This window comes from Streptomyces sp. NPDC085866 (genome assembly GCF_044541035.1).
Classification (GTDB): domain Bacteria; phylum Actinomycetota; class Actinomycetes; order Streptomycetales; family Streptomycetaceae; genus Streptomyces.
Window position 1 is genome coordinate 585,922 of the sequence record NZ_JBITSQ010000005.1, and the last position, 21,464, is coordinate 607,385.

The window sequence follows — 21,464 nt, forward strand, 5'->3', positions numbered from 1 at the left end:
ACGGTCATCGGGAAGGTGGAGTACCTGCCCTGTGGGAGGCGCACCGGGCAGCTGCAGTCATCGGGGTCTTCAGCAGGGCACTGGGAATCTACGTCGAGTTCGAGGACTGGTACCAAGTGGGTGTGGTCCTCCACGATCTTGCTGTTGTCCACTACGCCGCCTGCCACTTCCAGGAAGCCCGCAGCTCTTGGCTCCGGTCCGTTGACGCCTTCTTGCGAGCCGGCGCTCCCAGGGATGCCGCCCAGGCCCTCGCCCACGCCGAAACCCTCACCGACTTGGATTCCCCCGAACCCACCGATAAACCAACTCCGGCCTCCCCACCTGCCCGTACAACGGACTCCGCCCAGCCCTCCCCGCCTCCACCAGGTGCTCCAGATACCGCCGAGCAGTGATCCGCGAGATCCCCACCGCCTCAGCCACTCCCGCCGCCGTGAGCCCCTCCGAAGCCTCCCGAAGCACCCCCGTGACCCGCTCCAAAGTAGGCCCGCTCAACCCCTTCGGCAGCGCCGCAGGCGAAGGCGCACGCAGCGAAGCCAACGCCCGATCCACCTCGTCCTGCCCGCTCGCCTCCCCCACCGCCGCATGGAACTCGGCATACCGCACCAGCCGGTCCCGCAGCGTGGCGAAGGTGAACGGCTTGAGGACGTACTGGACCACCCCCAGTGAAACCCCCTCCCGCACCACCGCGAGATCCCGCGCCGAGGTGACCGCTATGACATCCGCCTGATGCCCGGCCGCCCGCAGCGACCGCGCCAGCTGCAGGCCGTGCACATCCGGCAGATGCAGGTCCAGCAACAGCAGGTCCACGGGCGTACGGTCCAGGATGCGCCGCGCCTCCGCGCCCGTGTGCGCCTTGCCCACCGCCACGAATCCCGGCACCCGGCCGACGTACATGACATGCGCGTCGGCGGCCACCGGGTCGTCCTCGACGACGAGGACGCGGATGGGCTGCTGCTCGTTCGTCATCTGCTGTCACCCACCGATGTGCGCAACGGCAACCGCACCTCGAACACCGCTCCGCCCTCCTCGGCCTCCGCCACCGTCAACGTCCCGTCGAGCCGGGTCACCGCCTGCCGGACCAGGGCCAGACCCAGGCCCCGCCCGCCGGGTCCGGCCGGCTTCGTCGTGAACCCCCGTTGGAATACCAGGTCGGCATGGGCGGGGTCGACACCGGGCCCGGTGTCCGACACGCGCAGTACCAGTTCGGAGTCCGAGGCGTACGCCGTCACGGTGACCCGCGCACCCACACTGCCCTGCGCCGCGTCCACCGCGTTGTCGATCAGGTTGCCGAGGACGGTCACCAGGTCCCTCGCCGACAGCTCGGGCGGGAGCACGCCGTCGTCCAGCCGGCTGTCCGGCGACACCACCAGCTCGACGCCCCGCTCGTTCGCCTGGGCCGTCTTGCCCAGCAGCAGGGCGGCCAGCACCGGCTCGCTCACGGCGGCCACCACCTGGTCGGTGAGGGCCTGGGCCAGCTCCAGTTCCGCCGTCGCGAAGTCCACCGCCTCCTGCGCCCGGCCCAGCTCGATCAGCGAGACGACCGTGTGGAGGCGGTTCGCCGCCTCGTGGGCCTGCGAGCGCAGGGCCTGCGTGAAGCCCCGCTCCGAGTCCAACTCGCCCATGAGGGACTGGAGTTCGGTGACATCCCTGAGTGTCGCCACCGTTCCGCGCCGCTCTCCCCCGGACACCGGTGAGGTGTTCACCACCAGCACCCGGGAGGCCGTCAGGTGCACCTCGTCCACGCGCGGCTCCGAGGACAGCAGCGCTCCGGTCAGCGGAGCGGGCAGGCCGAGGTCCGCCACCGACCTGCCGATCACGTCCTCCTCCTCGCCGACCCCGAGCAGCTCCCGGCCGCCGTCGTTGATCAGCGCCACCCTGAACTGTCCGTCCAGCATCAGCAGCCCCTCGCGGACCGCGTGCAGCGCCGCCTGGTGGTAGTCGTGCATCCGGCTCAGCTCGGTCGCGTTCATGCCGTGGGTGTGGCGGCGCAGGCGGGCGTTGACCACGTACGTGCCGACGGCGCCCAGCAGCAGTGCGACGCCGGCCACGCCGAGCAGGGCCGTGACCTGGCCCCGGACCCGTGCGCTGATCGCCTCGACCTTGATGCCGGCGCTGACCAGGCCGATGACCCTGCCGTTCTCCTCCACCGGGGTGACCGCGCGGACGGACGCGCCGAGGGTGCCGGTGTAGGTCTCGGTGAAGGTGCGGCCGTGCTGGGCGGGGCCGATGCGGCCGAGGAAGTGCTTGCCGATCTGTTTCTCGTCGGGGTGGGTCCAGCGGATCCCGGACGGGGTCATGATCGTCACGAAGTCGACGTTCGCGTCCCGCATGACCTGCATCGCGTAGGGCTGGAGCTGCTTGGTGGGGTCGGGGGTGTGGATCGCCGTGCGGACGGAGGGGGAGTCCGCGATCGAGCGGGCCACGGCCGTGGCGTGCCGGGCCGCCGCGTCCTCGGCCTGCCGCTCGTCGCTGACGTAGGTGAACAGCGCGTACCCGGCCACGACCACCGCGATCAGCACGGCCTGCATGGCGAGCAGCTGGCCGGCCAGGCTGCGGGGGCGGGGGAGGGACGGGAAGCGCATGTCAGCAGTGTGCCTCTCGGGTTAAGCATGAACTAAATGAACGGAAGGGTGACCGCCCTCACAGACCGGGAGATAGTCCAGGCATCCCCCACAACCCCCGGACGTGAGCCGCACGCCGGTGATGCCGACGAAGACGTCAAGGAGGGCAGCCGTGGCCGCCAGTTCCCCCGATACGGCACCTGCCGCACCCCGCGTGAAGCGGGACCGGACCCACTACCTGTACATCGCCGTCATTGTGGCGGTCGCGCTCGGTATCGCCGTGGGGCTCATCTGGCCCGATGCCGGAGTCGAGCTGAAGCCGCTGGGCACCGGCTTCGTGAACCTGATCAAGATGATGATCTCGCCGATCATCTTCTGCACGATCGTGCTTGGCATCGGCTCCGTGCGGAAGGCCGCGAAGGTCGGTGCGGTCGGCGGTATCGCGCTCGGCTACTTCCTGGTGATGTCGCTGGTCGCGCTGGCCATCGGCCTCGTCGTCGGCAACGTGCTGCACCCGGGTGACGGGCTGCACATCACCAATGCCATCAAGGCGACCGGGCACGACCAGGTGTCCCCCGACGCGCTGCCGCCGGTCGACTTCGTCCTGTCGATCATCCCGGTCACCTTCGTGTCCGCGTTCACCGAGGGCCAGGTGCTGCAGACCCTGCTGGTCGCGCTGCTCGCCGGGTTCGCGCTGCAGGCCATGGGGCCGGTCGGGCAGCCGGTGCTGCGGGGCATCGAGCACATTCAGCGGCTGGTCTTCCGCATCCTGTCCATGGTCATGTGGGCCGCGCCGATCGGCGCCTTCGGTGCCATCGCGGCCGTCGTCGGCTCCGCGGGCCTGGACGCGCTGAAGAGCCTCGCCGTGCTGATGCTCGGGTTCTACGTGACCTGCTTCCTGTTCGTCTTCATCGTGCTCGGCGCGCTGCTGCGGATCGTCGCGGGGCTGAACATCTTCACGCTCTTCAAGTACCTCGCCCGCGAGTTCCTGCTGATCCTGTCGACCTCGTCCTCCGAGTCCGCGCTGCCGCGGCTCATCGCGAAGATGGAGCACCTGGGCATCAGCAAGCCGGTCGTCGGCATCACCGTGCCGACCGGCTACTCCTTCAACCTCGACGGCACCATGATCTACATGACCATGGCGTCCCTCTACATCGCCGACGCCCTGGGCACCCCGATGTCCATCGGCGAGCAGATCCCGCTGCTGCTCTTCCTGCTGCTGGCCTCCAAGGGCGCGGCGGGCGTCAGCGGTGCGGGTCTGGCCACGCTGGCCGGCGGTCTGCAGTCGCACAAGCCCGCGCTGGTCGACGGCGTCGGCCTGATCGTCGGCATCGACCGCTTCATGAGCGAGGCGCGTGCGCTGACCAACTTCGCGGGCAACGCGGTCGCCACCGTCCTGGTCGGCACCTGGACGAAGGAGATCGACAAGAGCCGGGTCAGGCAGGTCCTCGCCGGCGAGCTGCCGTTCGACGAGACGACGCTGCTGGACGAGAACGAGGCCGCGGTCAAGGAGCTCCCCGAGCCTCGCGAGGACGGCGAGAAGGAGCTGGCCAAGGCCTGACCGCCGAGAAAGCTCCGGACGTCCGGCCCCGCCTGAACCCGGGCCGGGCGTCCGGGAACCGCCGCCGGGCGGCTGGGTCTCCCCCCGTTGACCCAGCCGCCCGGCTTCCATTTCCTTCGGGGTCCACGACTCCCCTCTCACCTTGGCCACCAACTCGGTGGCCCTGGAGGCGGTACGCCCGCAGCGGTCAGCACGGTGACCGTGAACGACACCTCGCTGGAGCTGGGCGGCTCGCTCGGCATCGCGATCCTCGGCTCGCCGCTCGCCGCTCGCCGCTCGCCACCTCGTACGGCGACCACCTCACCGACGCCACCGCCGGCAGCAAGCTCCCGGCGAGCGCCCTGGAGACCGCACGGGACTCCGTCGGCCCCGGGTACGCCGTCGCCCAGGGCATCGGCGACAAGGCGCACCGGCTGGCCGCACAGGCCGCGCGGACGAGCGACCCGCAGCAGGCCGCCCGGCTCAAGCAGCAGGCCACCCAGCTCGCCTCCGGCGCCCACCGGACGGCCGACGCGGTCGGCTCCTCCTTCTCCGACGCCGTCGCCCACACCAGCCTGATCGGCGCGGTGATCCTGGGCATCGGCACGCTCCTGGTGGCCGTGCTGCTGCCGGGCCGCGAGGCCGCCGTACGGGACGAGGTCGCCGTAGCGGAGCAGAAGGCCGAGGAAAAGGAACTGGCGGAGAGCGCAGCCGGCTGACCCCTTGCGGCGTCTTCTCACCCGCGTCCACTAGCGTGCCGATCCGGAACCGGAACGGCACGTTCGTGCGTGTTCCCGAACGGACATGGAGGCACGGGGGATGAAGATCGACTGGGACCGGCGGACCTGCGCGCGGAAGGGGCATGTGACCTACGCGCCCGATGATCCCCGGCTGCGGGTACGGCTGCACGCGCAGACCGCGCTCGGTGACGTGTGGCGCTGCCTGCGCTGCGGGGACTTCGTGCTGGGTGAGCCGCACGGCTCGGGGCCGGCCGACGAGGCGCCGCTGGTGGCGCGCGGGAAGGTGCTGCGGGACCTGTTCATCCTGCGCTTCCTGGCGATCGAGCGGGCGGTGCGCGGGGTGTTCATCGTGCTGGTCGCGGTCGCGGTGTGGAAGTTCAGCAACAGCCAGGACGCGGTACGCAGGCTGTTCAACGACTACCTGGACGTCTTCCGGCCGGTGTTCCGGCACTTCCACTACGACCTCGACCACTCTCCCGTCGTCGGCTCCATCCAGAAGGCCTTCGGCTACCGGCACTCCACGCTGCTGCTGGTCGCGGTCCTGCTCCTCGCGTACGCGCTGATCGAGCTGGTCGAGGCGGTCGGCCTCTGGTACGCCAAGCGCTGGGCGGAGTACCTGACGGTGGTGGCCACCGCCGCCTTCCTTCCGCTGGAGATCTACGAACTCACCGAGCACATCAGCTGGTTGAAGATCGCCACCCTTGTCCTCAACATCCTCGCGGTGCTCTACATCGCCCTGACCAAGCGCCTGTTCGGCCTGCGCGGCGGCCGCCGGAAGTTCGAGGAGGAGCGGCACAGTGCCTCCCTGATGGAGGTGGAGGAGTCGGCCGGGGTGGCCGTCGGCTGAGCCGACTTCCACCCACGGGCCGGATCAGGCTGTCAGGAGCCCGATTCCCACGCTGACCACGCCTACGGCGAGCGCGACGGCCCCGGCCCAGACCAGCGCGAACATCCCGTTCGGGCGGTCGACGTCGCCGGGGCCCAGGGAGGAGGCGAAGAAGCCGCCGGGCAGCAGGATCGCCGCGGCCGGGACCCCGAGGCGGGCGATCCAGCCGACCGCGCCGGACAGGCCGGCCGCGTCGGCGTACAGCAGACACACCAGGCTGAGGATGACGAGCACACCGGCGTGCGCGTGGCCCGCTCGGGCGAACGACTTCTGGAACGGAGTCATCGGCACCATGCCGCGCACGATGCGGGTCATGAACCAGCCGCCGATCTCGATGGTCGGAACGGTGAGCAGCACGACGCCGGCGAGGATGCGGCTGGCGTCGGTGAGGTGCAGGGCGTCCACGTGATTCTCCTGGCTTCATGGGGCGGAGGTGTGGTTCTTCGGTCCGTGCCGGTGACGGGGGAGGGGATTCACGGCGTCCGCGTGGACCGCGTCAGCCGGGTCAGCTCCTCTTCGCTCAGCACCAGGTTCGCTGCCCCGGCCGAGTTCTGGACAGTCTCCGGACGGCTCGCGCCCGGGATCGGGACCACGGTCGGGGAGAGGGACAACAGCCAGGCGACGCCTACCTGCTGGGGGCTCACCCCGCGTTCCAGGGCCACCTCGTGGAACGCCGCGAACCGTGCACGGCCCTCCAGCCTCGACGGTCCGTCCAGTGAGCTGCGCGAGATCCCGCCCAGCGGGCTCCAGGGCAGGAACGCCAGCCCCAGCTCCGCGCACAGCCGCAACTCGCGCTCGCTGTCGCGGACCTCGGGGGAGTAGCGGTTCTGGACCGACGCCAGCCGGTCGCCGAGGACCGCGCGGGCGCGGTGGATCTGGTCCGTGGTCACGTTGGAGAGTCCCGCCAGGCGGATCTTGCCCTCGTCCAGCAGGTCGCGCAGCGCGCCGACGGAGTCCTCGAAGGGCACGGCCGGGTCGGGCCTGTGCAGCTGGTAGAGGCCGATCGCCTCGACGCCGAGCCGCTTCAGGGAGGCCTCGGCGGCCGTCCTGAGGTGCCGGGGCGAGCCCGTCACCGTCCAGCTGCCGTCGGCGGGGCGGCCCCGGCCGCCCTTGGTGGCCACGAGCACGCCGTCGGTGTCACCGCCGTAGGCCGCGAGGGCGCGGGCGAGGAGGAGTTCGTTGTGGCCGGGGTCCTGGCCCGGCAGGTGGTAGGAGTCGGCCGTGTCGAGCAGGGTCACGCCGGCGTCCAGGGCCGCGTGCACCGTGGCCAGGGCGCGTCGCTCCTCGGGCCGGCCCTCGATCGACAGCGGCATGGCGCCGAGCCCGACCGCGCTCACCTTCAGTCCGCCAAGGGTGCGGTACCGCACGTCAGTCGTCCTTTCCGAGAGTCTCGGCGACGGCCTTCGGCAGCCACTGCCGTACGTCACCGAAGGTGAAACCGAGCCGCGCGGCCCGGGAGTTGTCCATGCCGTAGCGGCGGTGGAAGGCGAAGGGGGAGACCTCGCCGGACTCGGTCACCTCGAACACCACGGCGCCGCCGGGGAGTTGTGCCGCCACGGCCGTACTCAGCCCGTCCAGTGCCAGCAGGCCGTGGGAAGCGGCGTTCACCGGGCCCGTGAAGTCCTCGCCGGCCGTCCAGAACAGGAAGTCGGCGATCTCCTCGACGTGGATGTACGTCGCCGGGTGCGTGACCGGTGGTACGGCGACGGGGGCGCCGGTGCGGATGCGGTCGGCGTAGTGCTGGAGGCGGCCGGTGAAGTCGTCGTCGCCGCCGAGCACGTGGGCCACCCGGACGGACACGAACGGGAACGCGGGGTCCGTCGTGAACACCGCCTCCGCCTGCCGCTTGCCCTCGCCGTAATGGGACTCCAGGAACCCGGGTTCGTCCCAGGGCAGTTCCAGGTCCACGGCGACCGCGGCCGGGTCCACGGCACCCTCCGGCACCAGCTTCTCGGAGTCCTCGTGCTCGTACACCTCCACCGTGGAGGTCATCACATAGCGGCCGGTGCGTCCGGCGAAGACACGGCGGGCGACGGCCGCCTGGCGCGGGGTGTAGCAGACCTGGTCGAGGACGACGTCGAACACCCGGGTGCCGACGGCCTCGGCCAGGGCCCTTTCGTCGTCGCGGTCGGCCACCAGGTGCGCCACACCGGGCGGTGGTGCGGACGAACCCCGATTCAGGACCGTGACCCGGTCGCCGGCCGCCACCAGACGGGAGATCAGCCGCTTGCCGAAATAGCGGTTGCCGCCGATGACCAGTACCTCTCGCGCCTTTTTCATGGCCATAATTTTCCGGGCGTCACGTCCGTTCCTGAAGGGGGAGACATGGGAGATACGGTCACCGCACCGAAAGAACAACGGCATCTGCGGGCCGTCACCAGCGAAACGCCAGTGGCCTTCGACGCGGTGGACCGGCAGCTCCTCGAACTGCTGCAGACCGACGGCCGGATCAAGCTCAGCGAGCTGGGTCGGCGGATCAGCCTGAGCCCGGCGGCCGTCGCCGAACGGGTGCGCCGGCTGGAGGCGGCCGGGGTGGTCGAGGGGTACGGCGCGCAGGTCGCACCCACCCGTCTCGGCTACGGCATCCAGGCCTTCATCCGGGTCAACCCGCACGGCGGCTACACGCTGAAGCACCCGAGGACCCTGGAGCTGCTCGACCGTCCGGAGATCACCGAGGTGCACCATGTCGTCGGGGAGGACTGCTGGATCCTCAAGGTCGCCGTCACCGACACCGTGCATCTGGAGGACGTCCTGGAGCAGACCTCGGCGTTGGGCCGTACGACGACCTCGATCGTGCTGTCCTCACCGGTGCGCCGGAAGCCGCTGCTGCCGCCCGTCTTGCCTTGACGCCGACGTCAACATCTACGGTCGTGGGTATGCGAATCGGCGAGCTGGCCGCACGGGTCGGGACCACCACCCGCACCCTGCGCTACTACGAGGCACGGGGACTGCTGCCCGCCCGGCGCGACGACAAGGGACACCGCACGTACGGCGAGGCCGACGTCAGGCTGCTCCGGCAGATCCGGACGCTGCAGGACTTCGGGTTCGACCTGGAGGAGACGCGGCCGTTCGTGGAGTGCCTGCGGGCCGGGCATCCGGAGGGCGACTCCTGCCCGGCGTCCCTCGTGGTCTACCGGCGCAAGCTGGACGAGCTGGACGCGCTCATCGGGCAGCTGACGGCGGTGCGGGAGACGGTCGCGGGGCAGTTGCGGCGGGCCGAGGAGGCCCGGAACGAGCTGGCCGCCGAGGCGCTGGTTCCGGGAGGTCCGGAGCCCCTGTGCGAGCTGGGAGGGCAGCAGTAGTGAGCTTGGTGAGCGGACTGGCCGAGGTGACGGACGCGGACTTCGAGGCGGAGGTGATCGGCGCGGACCTTCCGGTGCTGGTGCAGTTCACCGCCGACTGGTGCGGGCCGTGCCGGCAGCTGGCGCCCGTGCTGAAGGACATCGCCTTCGAGGAGGGCGACCGGCTGAAAATCGTCCAGATCGACGTGGACCGCAATCCGTCCACGACGGTCGCCTACGGGGTGCTGTCGACCCCGACCCTCATGCTCTTCCGGGACGGCGAGCCCGTGCGGTCGATGGTGGGCGCACGGCCCAAGCGCCGGCTGCTGGACGAGCTGGCCGACGTGCTGTAGCGGCCGGCCCGCGCGCAGGAGGAGGCGGCCAGGTAAAGACAGTGTACTTTCGGCCAAGATCCCTTGAAGAAGAAGTGATGTCGCTGTGAGCATCCCCTGAACCTCTTCACCTGTTCAAGGAATCCTCTTTGCCATCCCTCAGAACCGTGAGACGCACGGCCGTCCTGGCCGCCGCGGCGCTCACGCTGAACATCACGCTCGCCACCGGAGTCGCCGGTGCCGCAGCAGCCGCCGTACCGGCCCTGTCGCAGAGCGATACACCGGCCGACGGGACTGCGGGGGACGCGGCCTCGGCCCTGTCCGAGGCCGCGGACATCGGTCAACCGGTCCACATCACGGGACTGGACGACGAGTTCTCGAGCACCTACGCCAACCCCGACGGCACGCTCACCACACGGATATCCGAGGGCGAGCAGCGGATCGCGGGCCCGAACGGCACCTTCGCCCCGGTGAACCTGACCCTCAAGCGGGCCGGCAGCCGCGGCTGGGTCCCCAGGAACTCACCCGTACCCGTGGTGGTGTCCGACGGCGGTTCGCACACCGCCGCCACCCTGACCAAGAGCGACGGCTCGAAGGTCGGCGTCGGCTGGCCCACGAACCTGCCGAAGCCCAAGGTCCACGGCGGCGTGGCGACCTACCGGGTGTCCGCCACCGAGAACCTGGTCGTGTCGACCACCGCGAACGGCTTCACGGCCCATGTCGTACTCACCGCCCGGCCGTCCAGGTCCTTCTCGCTCACGCTCCCGCTCGTCCTCGGCGGCAAGCTCAGCGCCCGGCAGACCACGAACGGCGCGATCGCCCTGCGCCGCGGGACGTCCGGCGCCACCGTCGCATCGGCCCACCAGTTCACGATGTGGGACTCCGCGCAGGGGTCCGAGGCCATCCCGGACGCCGAGCACAAGGTCGCCACCACCCTGACGAAGGGCCCGGACGGCAGCACCTGGATGCGGCTGCGCCCCTCGATGAAGTTCCTGACCAGCCCGCGTACGGTCTACCCGGTCACGATCGACCCGGACATCTCCTCGCTCAGCCGTAGCGGTGACACATACGTCTACACGAACAACACCACGCCCCAGATCAGCAGTTACCGACTGATGGTGGGCACGTTCGACAACGGCGTCACCAACTACCGCTCGTACCTGAACTGGAAGCTCGACGCCATCCAGGGCAAGCACGTGGTCAGCGCCAACCTGAAGCTCTACCAGTACGACGCCAACACCTGCACCGCCCAGCCGATGTCCGTCCACCCGCTCGACGCGAACTCCTCGCCCTCGACGGTCTGGGCCAACAGGCCGGCCGCCGACTACTCCGGCTCGTGGTGGATCAGCGACAGCTTCAACCACGGCGACGAGACCGACGGCTGCGCCAACGCCACCGAGTCCATCGACATCACCAAGATCATCAAGGGCTGGGTGGACGGTACCCACGCCCAGCACGGCATCCAGCTGAACAACGCCGCCGCCGACCTCACGTACGGCAAGCGCTTCTGCTCGATGAATCCGGACTCGTCGCACACCTCGTGCAACACCGCGACCCGCGAGCCGACCCTCGCCGTCACCTACAACACCCTGCCGGCCAAGCCCTCCGGCCTCCAGGCCACTCCCGGAAGCACCTCCGGCAGCGCCTCCTACGTCACCTCCACCACGCCGACCCTGGCCGCCCTGGTCAAGGACGCCGACTCCAACAGCCTGACCACCCAGTTCTCCGTCGCGGGCAGCAGCGGCACCGTCCTCACCACGGGCTCCGGAGCCTCGGTGGCGTCCGGCGCCAAGGCCACCTGGACGGTTCCCGCGGGTGTGCTCGCCGACCACACGACGTACAAGTTCCAGGTCCGCGGCTACGACGGCACCGACTACTCGGCCTGGTCCAGCTGGCTGAACTTCACCGTGGACACCTCCAAGGCGCCCAAACCCCCGGCCGACCTGCCGACCGCACTCCAGAGCGGCGCGACCCAGACCCTCACCCCCATCCTGTCCGGCGTGGTCTCCGCTCCCTCCGGCAACACCGTCCAGGCCGACTTCCTGCTGTACGACAGCACCGGCGCGGCCCTGGGGGGCAGCCCCCTGGCCACCATCGGCGCGGACAACGGCGAGCGGGCGGCCGTACAGGTCCCCGCAGGCCTGCTCAGCGACGGGGCCACGTACACCTGGAAGATGCGGGCCTGTTCCAACAGCCGCTGCTCCGGCTACACCGGCACCCAGAGCTTCACCGTCCATCTCCCCGCCGCGCCGACGACGCCCACCACGACCACGACGGTCATCGGCAGCTCGGCACTGACCCAGGCGACCGTGGACACGGGAGCCACCGACTGCGCCGGCGCCGCATGCACCGGCTCGGCGGCGAGCACGCTGAAGGTCGGCGCCTCCGGCACCACACACTGGCGCAGCTACATCCTGCCCGACCTGTCCGCCATCCCCTCCGGCGCCCAGATCACCTCGGCGACCCTCAGCATGGGCACCGCCGGCTGCATGGGCACCTGCGAGGCGCACGACATCGAGGTCCACCCCCTCAACGCCGACTGGACCGCCGCGGGCACCGGCCCCGATCTGGTCGCCGCCGCCGACGGCAACGCACTCGACCTGAGCACCGCCGACCCGGCCTCGCTCGACGTCACCTCCGCCGTGCAGCTCTGGCTCGACGGCTCGAACCCCAACCAGGGGCTCGCACTCCAGGCCGCCGACGAGGGTTCCGACACCACCACCGGCGCCACCTACCCGGCCTCCGGCACCAGGCTCACGGTCACCTACATCGCCCCAGGCGCCCCCGACGCGCCCACCAGTGTCACCGCCACGCCGACGGCAGCCGGACTGCTGGTCCACTGGAACGCCCCGGAGGACACCGGCTACTCCGGTGACATCTCCTCCTACACCGTCACCGCCTACGCGGCCGGCACCACCCAGCAGGCGGCGCAGACCTCGGTCGACGCCGCGACCGGCGGCACCACGGCCGTACTCTCCGGCCTCGCCAACGGCGTCGACCACACCGTCACCGTCACCGCCACCACCGCCCACGGCACCAGCGCGCCGGCCACCTCCTCGTCGGCCAGGCCCGCCGCGACACACGCCGCGAGCACCACCGCCTACAAGTCGATCCTCCAGCAGTACCTCGACGCCCGCAGCGGTCTGCTCACCGGTACCTACACGAGTGCGGACGCCGCCGTCGCCGCCAGCGCCGACGGGGCCGCGTTCAGCGCGCAGTTGCATACCGACGAGGACGATCTGCTCGCCGAGAAGGCGCGTCTGTCCGGCGAAGGGGTCGGCTACTCCGGCATCACCACGAGCCTGGCCGACACCACCGCCGGGCCCCTGACCAGCACCTTGGACCTGGTGTACACCCACCACACGGGCGCCACCACGATGACCGACGGCACCACTCAGAACGGAGAGGACGCCCATGAGGTGTACACCTTCGACACGAGCGGTCCGTCTCCGGTGCTGACCCAGCGGCTCGACGCCGCCGACTTCCTGAGCAGCCTGTCCGCCTCGGGCACCGCGGCCGCACAGGTCCCGCTCGACGGGGACGACACCGACGTCACGGCGCCCGGTATGGAGGCCTTCTACACCGACGGAGACGCCCTCCCCGTGGGCACCGCCACCGCGGCCACCGCCAAGCACGCTTCCTTCAGCCGCGGCGGCACCGTCTCCTGGGCCGCGGCGCACTACGCGGACGCGGACGAACTGCGTACCGACTGCACCAACTTCGCCTCCAAGTCCCTGAACCGAGGCGGCGGCGCGCACATGGAATACGGATCGGTCATCGACTTCAGGCGCAGCCCGTACGAGTGGTGGCGCAAGTCGAAGTCGGACATGACCTATTCCTGGTCCGCGGCCAACAACTTCGCCAACTTCATGGGCAACGAGGACAGCGTCACCTGGGTCAGGAACCTCAGCAGCGTCTCGGCCGGTGACATCATGCTGCTGGAGTACGCGGGCGACGGGGACTCCAACCTCGACCACGCGGCGGTGATCTACGGCACCGGTTCCACGACCAGCTCCATCAAGGTCTACCAGCACTCCAGCCATTACCGGAACACGAACCTCGCCGCCATCATCAAGCGTCGTCCGGGTGTCACGGTCTACATCGCCCACATCACGCCCCACTGGTACTGATATGAACAGAACCCGCAAGATTGTTTTGTGGCTCGCTCTCGGCCTGGCCCTTCTGCTGGCCGGGGGCGTCGCCCTCGCCTGGGGTGCCCCGCGCGACCAGTGGGACTACCGCCGGGCGAGCCGGGCCGGCCTGCCCGCGGTGACGTACACGGGCGACCGGAGCGTCCCCAGCACACTGAAGCTCTATCTCGAGCTCTACGTGCAGCGCCTGCACGACGGCGACGCGGACCGCCTGACGGACCTCTCCTGGCACCGTCGCTGGTTCGCCCGCCGCGCCGAGACGGCCGCCGCCCGCCGCGTCATCGGCACCTACGGCAAGGCCGCGGCGGGACCGGTCTCCATCGATCTCACACCCGAGGACCCCTACGACGTCCGGGGTGGCACCATCCACTTCCGCCGCACCGGACAGCAGGAGACCTTCACCGTCTTCAAGCGAGACGGCCTGTGGCTGTTCGTCATCGGCTCGTCCTGACCCGAGGCCTGAGCGTCGCCTGACACAGAAAATCCCCCGAGCAATTGCGCTCGGGGGATTTCTTTGCGTATATTCGGTGATTCGCGACTTCAATTCGGAGTAGTCGCGGAGAAGTTCAGTGAGCACAGTATATCCGGGCGGGAGCGGAATTGTCAAACACCGAATTTCCAGATGATGAATTGCGCCACGAGCAGGAATTCATCGACGGACTGTACGCGCGCGTGGACGTGCTGCGCGGCGAGGCGGAGACCTCGGTCACGGACGCGCTCGCCCAGGGCGACAAGCCCATGCAGGCCCGGCTGGAGCGGGACATCCTGGTCGCCGAGCGCTCGGGACTGCTCGCCGCGCTGAACGCCGTCGACGGCTCGCTCTGCTTCGGCCGGATCGACCTGGCCGACGACACGGTCCACCACATCGGCCGGATCGGGCTGCGCGAGGACGACGCCGAACACACACCCGTCCTCATCGACTGGCGGGCCGACGTCGCCCGTCCCTTCTACCTGGCCACCGGTCACACCCCGATGGGCCTGCGCCGCCGCCGGCACATCGCCACCCAGGGCCGGACGGTGACCTCGCTGCACGACGAGATCCTGGACCTCGGCGACGCCACCCGCACCGGCCACGAGGACCCGACCGGGGACGCCGTGCTGCTGGCCGCGCTCAACTCGGCGCGCACCGGCCGGATGGGCGATATCGTGCAGACCATCCAGGCCGAACAGGACCGCATCATCCGGGCGCCGCACCGCGGGGTGCTGGTCGTCGAGGGCGGCCCCGGCACCGGAAAGACGGCGGTGGCGCTGCACCGGGCGGCCTATCTCCTCTACGAACACCGGGAGCTGCTGGCCCGCCGTGCGGTCCTCATCGTCGGCCCCAACCCGGCCTTCCTCGGCTACATCGGCGAGGTGCTGCCCTCCCTCGGCGAGACCGGAGTGCTGCTGGCCACGGTCGGTGAGCTGTTCCCGGGCGTGAAGGCGACGGCGACCGACCGCCGGGAGGCGGCCGCGGTGAAGGGCAGCGCCGACATGGCGGCCGTACTTGCCGAGGTCGTACAGGACTGGCAGTCGCTGCCCGATCCGGTGATCGCGATCGAGCACGACCGCGAGATCCTGATGCTCGACGACGGCCTGGTGGAGGTCGCCCGCGAACGCACCCGCGCCGCCAAGCTGCCGCACAACGTGGCCCGGGAGTACTTCGAGGGCCACATCCTCAACACGCTCACCGAGCTGTACGCCGAGCGCGTGGGCACCGACCCGTACGACGGCAGCAGCCTGCTGGACGCCTCCGACATCACCCAGATCCGCGACGAGCTGGCCGAGAACCCCGAGGTCTGGGCGGCCATCGACCAGTTGTGGCCGCGCCTGACGCCGCAGCGCCTGGTCGCGGACTTCCTCGCCGACCCCGTGGGCTACCTCTCCGACGACGACGCGGCCGCCATCCGCCGGCCGGTGACCCGGGAGTGGACCGTGGCGGACGTACCGCTGCTGGACGAGGCGGCCGAGCTGCTCGGCGTGGACGAGCGGTGGGCGCGGGCACGGGCGGAGCGGGAGCGGGAGACGCAGGTGGCCTACGCGCAGGGCGTGCTCGACGTCTCCTACGCCTCCCGCACCTACGAGTTCGAGGACAAGGAGGACGGTGACCCCGAGGCCTCCGAGGTCCTGTCCGCACACGACATCATCGACGCCGAGCGGTTCGCCGAGCGCCAGGAGGAGGCGGACCACCGCAGCGCCGCCGAGCGGGCCGCCGCCGACCGGACCTGGGCGTTCGGGCACATCATCGTCGACGAGGCGCAGGAGCTGTCGCCGATGGCGTGGCGGCTGCTCATGCGGCGCAGCCCGACCCGCTCGATGACCCTGGTCGGCGATCCGGCCCAGACGGCGGAGGCGGCCGGCGTCGGCTCCTGGGCCGACATCCTCGAGCCGTATGTCGAGGACCGCTGGGAGCACACCCGGCTCGGCGTCAACTACCGCACCCCGTCCGAGGTCATGGACCTGGCCGCGGCCGTGGTCCGCGCCGAGAACCCGGAGTTCGAGCCCCCGGGTTCGGTCCGTTCCACGGGGGTACGGCCCTGGGTGCGGGACGCGGGCGACGATCTGCCCGGCGCGGTGGCCGAGGCCGTCGCCGAACTGACTCCGGCGGAGGGCCGGTTGGCGGTGATCGCCCCGCGCGAGCTGCACCGTCGGCTGGCGGCCCGGCTGGACAACGTCACCGCGGGTACCGAACCCGACCTGACGCAGACGGTCGTCCTGCTCGATCCGCGCCAGTCCAAGGGGCTCGAATTCGACTCCGTCCTGGTGGTCGAGCCCAGGCGGTACGGCACCAGCGACCTGTACGTGGCCCTGACCAGGGCCACGCAGCGACTGGGTGTGGTGCACACCAAGGAGTTGCCGAAGGCGCTGGCCGAGGCCCTCGGGTAACGCGCTGGCAGCGGGAGGTGACAGGTGGTGCCCCGGCCGCCGGACTCGTGAGTCCACCGTGACGGGCGTACGGTGGAGAGGTACGAGCGCAGGCGCCGGGCACCTTCCGAGGAACCGCCGGTGACCCAGGGTTCTGCGGGCGCTCGCCGGCCGTGTCCGCGCCACCGCGAGAACCCTTCACACCTCGCGGAGTTCCGGGGGGATTTCTCGCCGTTACTTCCGAACGAAGGCATTTCCATGCGGACCACGACCACACTCATACGTCGTCTGTGCGCCGCCGCCTGCGCGGCTCCCCTGTTGTTCGTCGGAGCCGCCGGCGCGGGGGCGGCGGTGACCCTCGCTCCCGCCGCCTCGCCCGGGGAGATCCTGCAGATGGTCAACGCCGAGCGGGCCAAGGCCAACTGTCCCGCCCTGCAGGAGAACGGGCAGCTGACCAAGGCCGCCCAGACGTTCGCGGACGACGCGAGCAAGAACCACCTGACCAACCACACCGGTTCCGACGGCTCCAGCTACAGCCAGCGCATCAAGGACGCCGGCTACAACGCGGGGCCGGCGGCGGAGAACATGTCCTGGGGGACCACGGACGCCAAGACGATCGTGGACGGCTGGATGAACAGCTCGGGCCACCGTGGCAACATCGTGAACTGCGACTACAAGGACACCGGCGTCGCCGTCAGCGGCGACTACGCCGTCCAGGTCTTCGCGTCGCCCGGGTGACGCGGGCTTCTAGGCCGGCCGCAGCCACACCGTGGCCAATGGAGGCAGGGTCAGCCGGATGCTCGCAGGGCGCCCATGGGCGCCCTGCGGCTCCGGTTTGACCGGGTCGGGGTGGACCACGTCGCTGCCGCCGTAGCGGGCCGCGTCGGTGTTCAGGACCTCCAGCCAGGCCGGGACGTCCTCGGGGACGCCGATGCGGTAGTCGTGGCGGACCACGGGGGCCAGGTGGGAGACCGCCAGCAGCGGGGTGCCGTCGGCGGAGTGACGCAGGAACGCGAAGACGTTGTCGTCCGCCGCGTCCCCCGTGATCCACTGGAAGCCCGCCGGATCGGTGTCGCGCTGCCACAGTGCCGGGGCGGCGCGGTAGCCGGCGTTCAGATCGCGGACCAGGTCCCGGACGCCCCGGTGGTCCGCCTCCGCGCCGTACGAGGGGTCGAGCAGCCACCAGTCCGGGCCGTGCGCCTCGGACCACTCGGCGCCCTGGGCGAACTCCTGGCCCATGAAGAGCAGTTGTTTTCCGGGGTGGGCCCACATGAAGCCGAGGTAGGCGCGGTGGTTGGCGCGCTGCTGCCACCAGTCGCCCGGCATCTTCGAGACGAGGGACCGCTTGCCGTGCACGACCTCGTCGTGGGAGATCGGCAGCACGTAGTTCTCGCTGTACGCGTACACCATCGAGAAGGTCATCTCGTGGTGGTGGTACCTGCGGTGGACGGGGTCGTGGCTCATGTACTGGAGCGAGTCGTGCATCCAGCCCATGTTCCACTTCAGGCCGAAGCCCAGACCGCCGAAGCCGCTCGGGCCCCTGTGGTGGGTGGGGCGGGTGACACCGTCCCAGGCGGTGGACTCCTCGGCGATGGTCACCACCCCGGGGCAGCGCCGGTAGACGGTGGCGTTCATCTCCTGCAGGAAGGCCACCGCGTCCAGGTTCTCCCGGCCGCCGTGCTCGTTCGGCGCCCACTGGCCGGGCTCGCGCGAGTAGTCGAGGTAGAGCATGGAGGCGACGGCGTCCACCCGCAGCCCGTCGATGTGGAACTCCTCGCACCAGTACACGGCGTTCGCCACCAGGAAGTTGCGCACCTCGCGACGGCCGAAGTCGAACTCCAGGGTGCCCCAGTCGGGGTGCGCGGCCCGCAGTGGATCGTGGTGCTCGTACAGCGGGCGCCCGTCGAACTCGGCCAGCGCCCAGTCGTCGCGCGGGAAGTGCGCCGGCACCCAGTCCATCAGGACGCCGATGCCGGCCTGGTGCAGCCGGTCCACCAGGTACTTGAAGTCGTCCGGGGTGCCCAGCCGGGCCGTCGGGGCGTAGAAGCCGGTGACCTGGTAGCCCCAGGAGCCGCCGAAGGGATGCTCGGCGACCGGCATCAGCTCCACATGGGTGAAGCCCATCTCCATGACGTACGCGGGGAGTTGGTCGGCCAGCTGGCGGTATGTCAGGCCGGGCCGCCAGGAGGCCAGGTGGACCTCGTACACGGAGAACGGCGCCTCGTGCACGGGCGTGTCCCCTCGGTGGGCCATCCACTCCGCGTCGCCCCACTCGTGGTGCGAGGCGTGCACGATCGACGAGGTGGCCGGCGGGACCTCGGTACGGCGGGCCAGCGGATCGGCGCGCAGGGTGCGCGAGCCGTCCGGGCGGGTGATCTCGAACTTGTACAGCTCGCCCTCGCCGATGCCCGGCACGAACAGCTCCCACACCCCCGAGGAGCCGAGCGAGCGCATCGCGTGTCCGCCGGCGTCCCAGAAGTTGAAGTTCCCCGCGACGCGCACCCCCCGCGCGTTCGGCGCCCACACCGAGAACCGGGTGCCGGTCACGCCCTGGTGGGTCAGGACGTGCGCGCCGAGCACCCGCCACAGCTGCTCGTGCCGACCCTCGCCGATCAGATGCAGGTCCAGCTCGCCGAGCGTGGGCAGGAAGCGGTAGGCGTCCTCGGTCTCGTGGACGGTGCCGTCGTACGTCACCAGCAGCCGGTAGGCAGGGACTTCGGTGAGCGGGAGCAGCCCGGAGAAGAAGCCGTCCCCGTCGTCGTGCAGGTCCGCCCGCAGATCGCCGGAGACCACGGTGACCGCCTGCGCGTAGGGACGGAAGGTGCGGAAGGCGACCCCGCCCGGGACCGGGTGGGCGCCGAGGACGGCGTGCGGGTCGTGGTGGGTGCCGTGCAGCAGCCGCTCACGGTCACCGGCGTCGAGCGCGGGGGAGACGGCGACCTCGGCAGGGCGCTCCCGGGCGGGCGGTTCGGGCTTGCGGGCGCTCGGGATGGCGGCGGAACCGCTCTTCGCGGCAGAACCGGACCTCCCGGCGGCACCGGTCTTCTTGGCCGTGACCCTTTTGGCTGTCTTGGCCGCGGTCTTCTTGGCCGCTGTCTTCTTCCCGGCCCCGGCCTGCTCGGCCGTGCTCTTCTCCTCTCTGCTCTGCTCGGCCTTGCTCGTGCCGGACTTGTTGTTCTTCGAGGTGGCAGGCTTCTTGGACGTCACGGACGGGTCTCCCGGGCGAGGGTCGGGTCGGACGCGGCGAGTCGGCGGACCGCGGCAAGGGGTACGGACAGCCAGTCGGGACGGTGGCGGGCCTCGTAGACGACTTCGTACACGGCCTTGTCGGTCTCGTAGGCCCGCAGCAGTACGGGATCGGTGCGCGGGTCGCGGCCGGCCACCTCCGCGTACCCGGAGCAGTACGCGGCCCGGCAGCGCTCGGCCCAGCCCGGCGCGGGCGGGCTGACCGAGCGGGCGGCGTAGTCGAAGGAGCGCAGCATCCCGGCGATGTCCCGCACCGGCGGCTGCGGCAGGCGCCGTTCGGCCAGCGGCCGGGCCGGCTCGCCCTCGAAGTCGATCAGCGACCAGGCGCCGGACGGCGAGCGCAGACACTGGCCGAGATGCAGGTCGCCGTGGATGCGCTGGGCGGTCCAGGTGAGCCCCTCGGCGACCAGCCCGTCCAGCGCCGCATAGGCCGAGCGCAGCCCCTGCTCGTACGGCCTGAGCGCCGGCACCGTCTGGACGGCCGCCGTCAGCCGCTCGGTCATGCCGTCCACCAGCAGCCGTAGCTGGGCGTGGCCCAGGGTGACCGTCGGCAGGGCGTGGGCGAGGGCGGTGTGCACCTCGGCGGTGGCCCGGCCCAGCGCCTTGGCCTCGGTGACGAAGTCCTCGCCCTTGGCCAGCTCGCGCAGTGCCAGCTCCCAGCCGTCGGCGGCGCCGCTCACGAACGGCTGGAGCACGGCCAGGACGTACGACGCGTCGGCCTCGTCGGCAGGTTCGGTCCGCAGCCATGCCGTCGGCGCGGGCACCCGGGCGCAGCCCTCGCGGGCCAGGGCGCGCGGTATCTCCAGGTCGGGGTTGACGCCGGGGACCACTCGGCGCAACAGCTTCAGGATGAACGTATCGCCGTAGACGATCGACGAGTTGGACTGCTCGCCGGTCATCAAACGGGCCACCAGTCCCTCCCGGATCTCCTGGTCCGGGTCCCGTTCGAACCGAAGCCCGCCGACGCGCGCCTGGCTGCGCAGGGCCTCCAGGAGAACGTCGGCGGGCCGGGGGTCGTACAGGGCCTCGTACACCGTGCGGCCGGCGAGCGGACCCTCGGTGACATGTCCGATGAGCGCGGGCGCCAGCCGGGGCGGCAGCGCCTCGCGCACGCCTATCAGCAGCTGGTAGCAGTCACCGGGGTGCGCCGGGGCGCCGAGCACGGGCGGCTGGTGGACGCGCAGGAGCAGGTGGTGGAGCCCCAGCCGACCGTCCTGGGGCAGTAGTTCGGTGGCCGCCACCTGGGTGAACCCGGTGACCGGGCGGCCCTTGCCCGCGAACCAGCGCTGTCTGGGCAGCCACTCGCGCAGCAGGGGTTCGAGCGAGGCGAGGAGGTGGCCGGAAGTGGGAGTCGTGCCGGAAGGGGTGACCGTATCCGCCATGGGCGTCACGTCCTTTCCCCGGGTCGTCGGGGGTGTTCCTGATGGGTGCCCCGGGCGGGGCGGCGGAAACCCGCTGCCCCGCCCGGCAGCGCCCCCTGGGGGGGCGCGGGGAACTGCGCGACCAGCCGCGACGGACCGGCGGACGACCGACGGCCCGTCGCGGCCTTTCCCGCGGAGGGCTTACGCGGCGTCCCGGCGCAGCCGGAACCAGTAGAAGCCGTGGCCCGCCAGCGTCAGCAGGTACGGCAGCTCGCCGATCGCCGGGAACCGCACACCGCCGAACAGCTCGACCGGATGCCGCCCGCCGAACCGCCTCAGGTCCAGCTCCGTGGGTTGTGCGAACCGGGAGAAGTTGTGGACGCACAGCACCAGGTCGTCCCCTCCCTCCTTCGACAAGGGGGCTTCCCGGAGGAAGGCGAGGACGGCGGGGTTGGAGGACTGCAGTTCGGTGTAGGTGCCCAGTCCGAAGGCGGGGTTCTGCTTGCGGATCTCGATCATGCG

The 21,464-nt window shown here is 70.8% G+C and carries 17 protein-coding genes and 1 pseudogene; 10 read left to right on the forward strand and 8 right to left on the reverse strand.

The window, feature by feature from the left end:
* Window positions 1–267 precede the first annotated feature (267 nt).
* Window positions 268–966: a response regulator gene (locus ACIF83_RS15635; RefSeq protein ID WP_393469669.1), complete on the reverse strand. Its 699-nt coding sequence runs from the start codon at window positions 964–966 to the stop codon at window positions 268–270.
* A complete protein-coding gene (locus ACIF83_RS15640) occupies window positions 963–2,582 on the reverse strand; it encodes an ATP-binding protein (protein ID WP_393469671.1) in 1,620 nt (539 codons plus the stop codon). The genes ACIF83_RS15635 and ACIF83_RS15640 overlap by 4 nt, the downstream gene beginning before the upstream one ends.
* A 151-nt stretch (window positions 2,583–2,733) precedes the next feature.
* On the opposite strand from ACIF83_RS15640, the gene ACIF83_RS15645 reads away from it, so the two are divergent.
* The 3 genes and pseudogenes from ACIF83_RS15645 (at window position 2,734) to ACIF83_RS15655 (ending at window position 5,688) form a co-directional block, all read left to right on the forward strand.
* Window positions 2,734–4,122, forward strand: coding sequence for a cation:dicarboxylate symporter family transporter (locus ACIF83_RS15645; protein WP_393469674.1), 1,389 nt, complete (start codon window positions 2,734–2,736; stop codon window positions 4,120–4,122).
* A gap of 201 nt (window positions 4,123–4,323) precedes the next feature.
* Window positions 4,324–4,820, forward strand: a pseudogene (locus ACIF83_RS15650) (DUF6381 family protein); the annotation flags it as partial.
* 100 nt (window positions 4,821–4,920) lie between these two features.
* Entirely contained in the window at window positions 4,921–5,688 is a 768-nt protein-coding gene (locus ACIF83_RS15655; RefSeq protein WP_393469677.1) for a DUF2127 domain-containing protein, read from the forward strand.
* A gap of 24 nt (window positions 5,689–5,712) precedes the next feature.
* Here the strand turns inward: ACIF83_RS15655 and ACIF83_RS15660 are convergent, their stop codons facing one another.
* From ACIF83_RS15660 to ACIF83_RS15670, 3 genes are all read right to left on the reverse strand, one after another.
* Window positions 5,713–6,132 carry a hypothetical protein gene (locus tag ACIF83_RS15660; protein ID WP_393469680.1) on the reverse strand — a complete coding sequence of 140 codons (420 nt, stop codon included), beginning with the start codon at window positions 6,130–6,132 and terminating at the stop codon, window positions 5,713–5,715.
* Window positions 6,133–6,200: 68 nt separating this feature from the next.
* A complete protein-coding gene (locus ACIF83_RS15665; protein WP_399727118.1) occupies window positions 6,201–7,094 on the reverse strand; it encodes an aldo/keto reductase in 894 nt (297 codons plus the stop codon).
* Window position 7,095: 1 nt separating this feature from the next.
* Entirely contained in the window at window positions 7,096–8,007 is a 912-nt protein-coding gene (locus tag ACIF83_RS15670; protein ID WP_399727121.1) for an NAD-dependent epimerase/dehydratase family protein, read from the reverse strand.
* A 45-nt stretch (window positions 8,008–8,052) separates the two neighbouring features.
* Between ACIF83_RS15670 and ACIF83_RS15675 the strand changes: the two genes are divergently transcribed.
* From ACIF83_RS15675 to ACIF83_RS15705, 7 genes are all read left to right on the forward strand, one after another.
* On the forward strand, window positions 8,053–8,574 hold the full coding sequence (locus tag ACIF83_RS15675; protein ID WP_393469688.1) for an Lrp/AsnC family transcriptional regulator: 522 nt from the start codon (window positions 8,053–8,055) through the stop codon (window positions 8,572–8,574).
* A 29-nt stretch (window positions 8,575–8,603) separates the two neighbouring features.
* Window positions 8,604–9,029: a MerR family transcriptional regulator gene (locus tag ACIF83_RS15680; RefSeq protein WP_393469691.1), complete on the forward strand. Its 426-nt coding sequence runs from the start codon at window positions 8,604–8,606 to the stop codon at window positions 9,027–9,029.
* Entirely contained in the window at window positions 9,029–9,361 is a 333-nt protein-coding gene (gene trxA / locus ACIF83_RS15685) for a thioredoxin (protein ID WP_393469694.1), read from the forward strand. The genes ACIF83_RS15680 and trxA overlap by 1 nt, the downstream gene beginning before the upstream one ends.
* A 146-nt stretch (window positions 9,362–9,507) precedes the next feature.
* On the forward strand, window positions 9,508–13,470 hold the full coding sequence (locus ACIF83_RS15690) for a DNRLRE domain-containing protein (RefSeq protein ID WP_399727126.1): 3,963 nt from the start codon (window positions 9,508–9,510) through the stop codon (window positions 13,468–13,470).
* A 1-nt stretch (window position 13,471) separates the two neighbouring features.
* The gene (locus tag ACIF83_RS15695; RefSeq protein ID WP_399727129.1) at window positions 13,472–13,942 is read left to right on the forward strand and encodes a hypothetical protein; all 471 of its coding nucleotides are present in this window, start codon (window positions 13,472–13,474) and stop codon (window positions 13,940–13,942) included.
* Window positions 13,943–14,121: 179 nt separating this feature from the next.
* Window positions 14,122–16,356, forward strand: coding sequence for a HelD family protein (locus tag ACIF83_RS15700; protein ID WP_399727132.1), 2,235 nt, complete (start codon window positions 14,122–14,124; stop codon window positions 16,354–16,356).
* A 237-nt stretch (window positions 16,357–16,593) separates the two neighbouring features.
* The gene (locus ACIF83_RS15705; protein ID WP_393469705.1) at window positions 16,594–17,073 is read left to right on the forward strand and encodes a CAP domain-containing protein; all 480 of its coding nucleotides are present in this window, start codon (window positions 16,594–16,596) and stop codon (window positions 17,071–17,073) included.
* Between the two features lie 9 nt (window positions 17,074–17,082).
* On the opposite strand, the gene glgB is transcribed toward ACIF83_RS15705, so the two are convergent.
* The 3 genes from glgB to ACIF83_RS15720 form a co-directional block, all read right to left on the reverse strand.
* The gene (glgB, locus tag ACIF83_RS15710; RefSeq protein WP_399727135.1) at window positions 17,083–19,542 is read right to left on the reverse strand and encodes a 1,4-alpha-glucan branching enzyme; all 2,460 of its coding nucleotides are present in this window, start codon (window positions 19,540–19,542) and stop codon (window positions 17,083–17,085) included.
* Window positions 19,539–20,963 (reverse strand): maltokinase, encoded by a 1,425-nt coding sequence (locus ACIF83_RS15715; protein ID WP_399727138.1) that lies wholly within the window; start codon window positions 20,961–20,963, stop codon window positions 19,539–19,541. The genes glgB and ACIF83_RS15715 overlap by 4 nt, the downstream gene beginning before the upstream one ends.
* Window positions 20,964–21,143: 180 nt before the next feature.
* The coding region (locus ACIF83_RS15720) for an alpha-glucosidase C-terminal domain-containing protein (protein ID WP_399727141.1) at window positions 21,144–21,464 on the reverse strand (321 nt) is incomplete at its 5' end.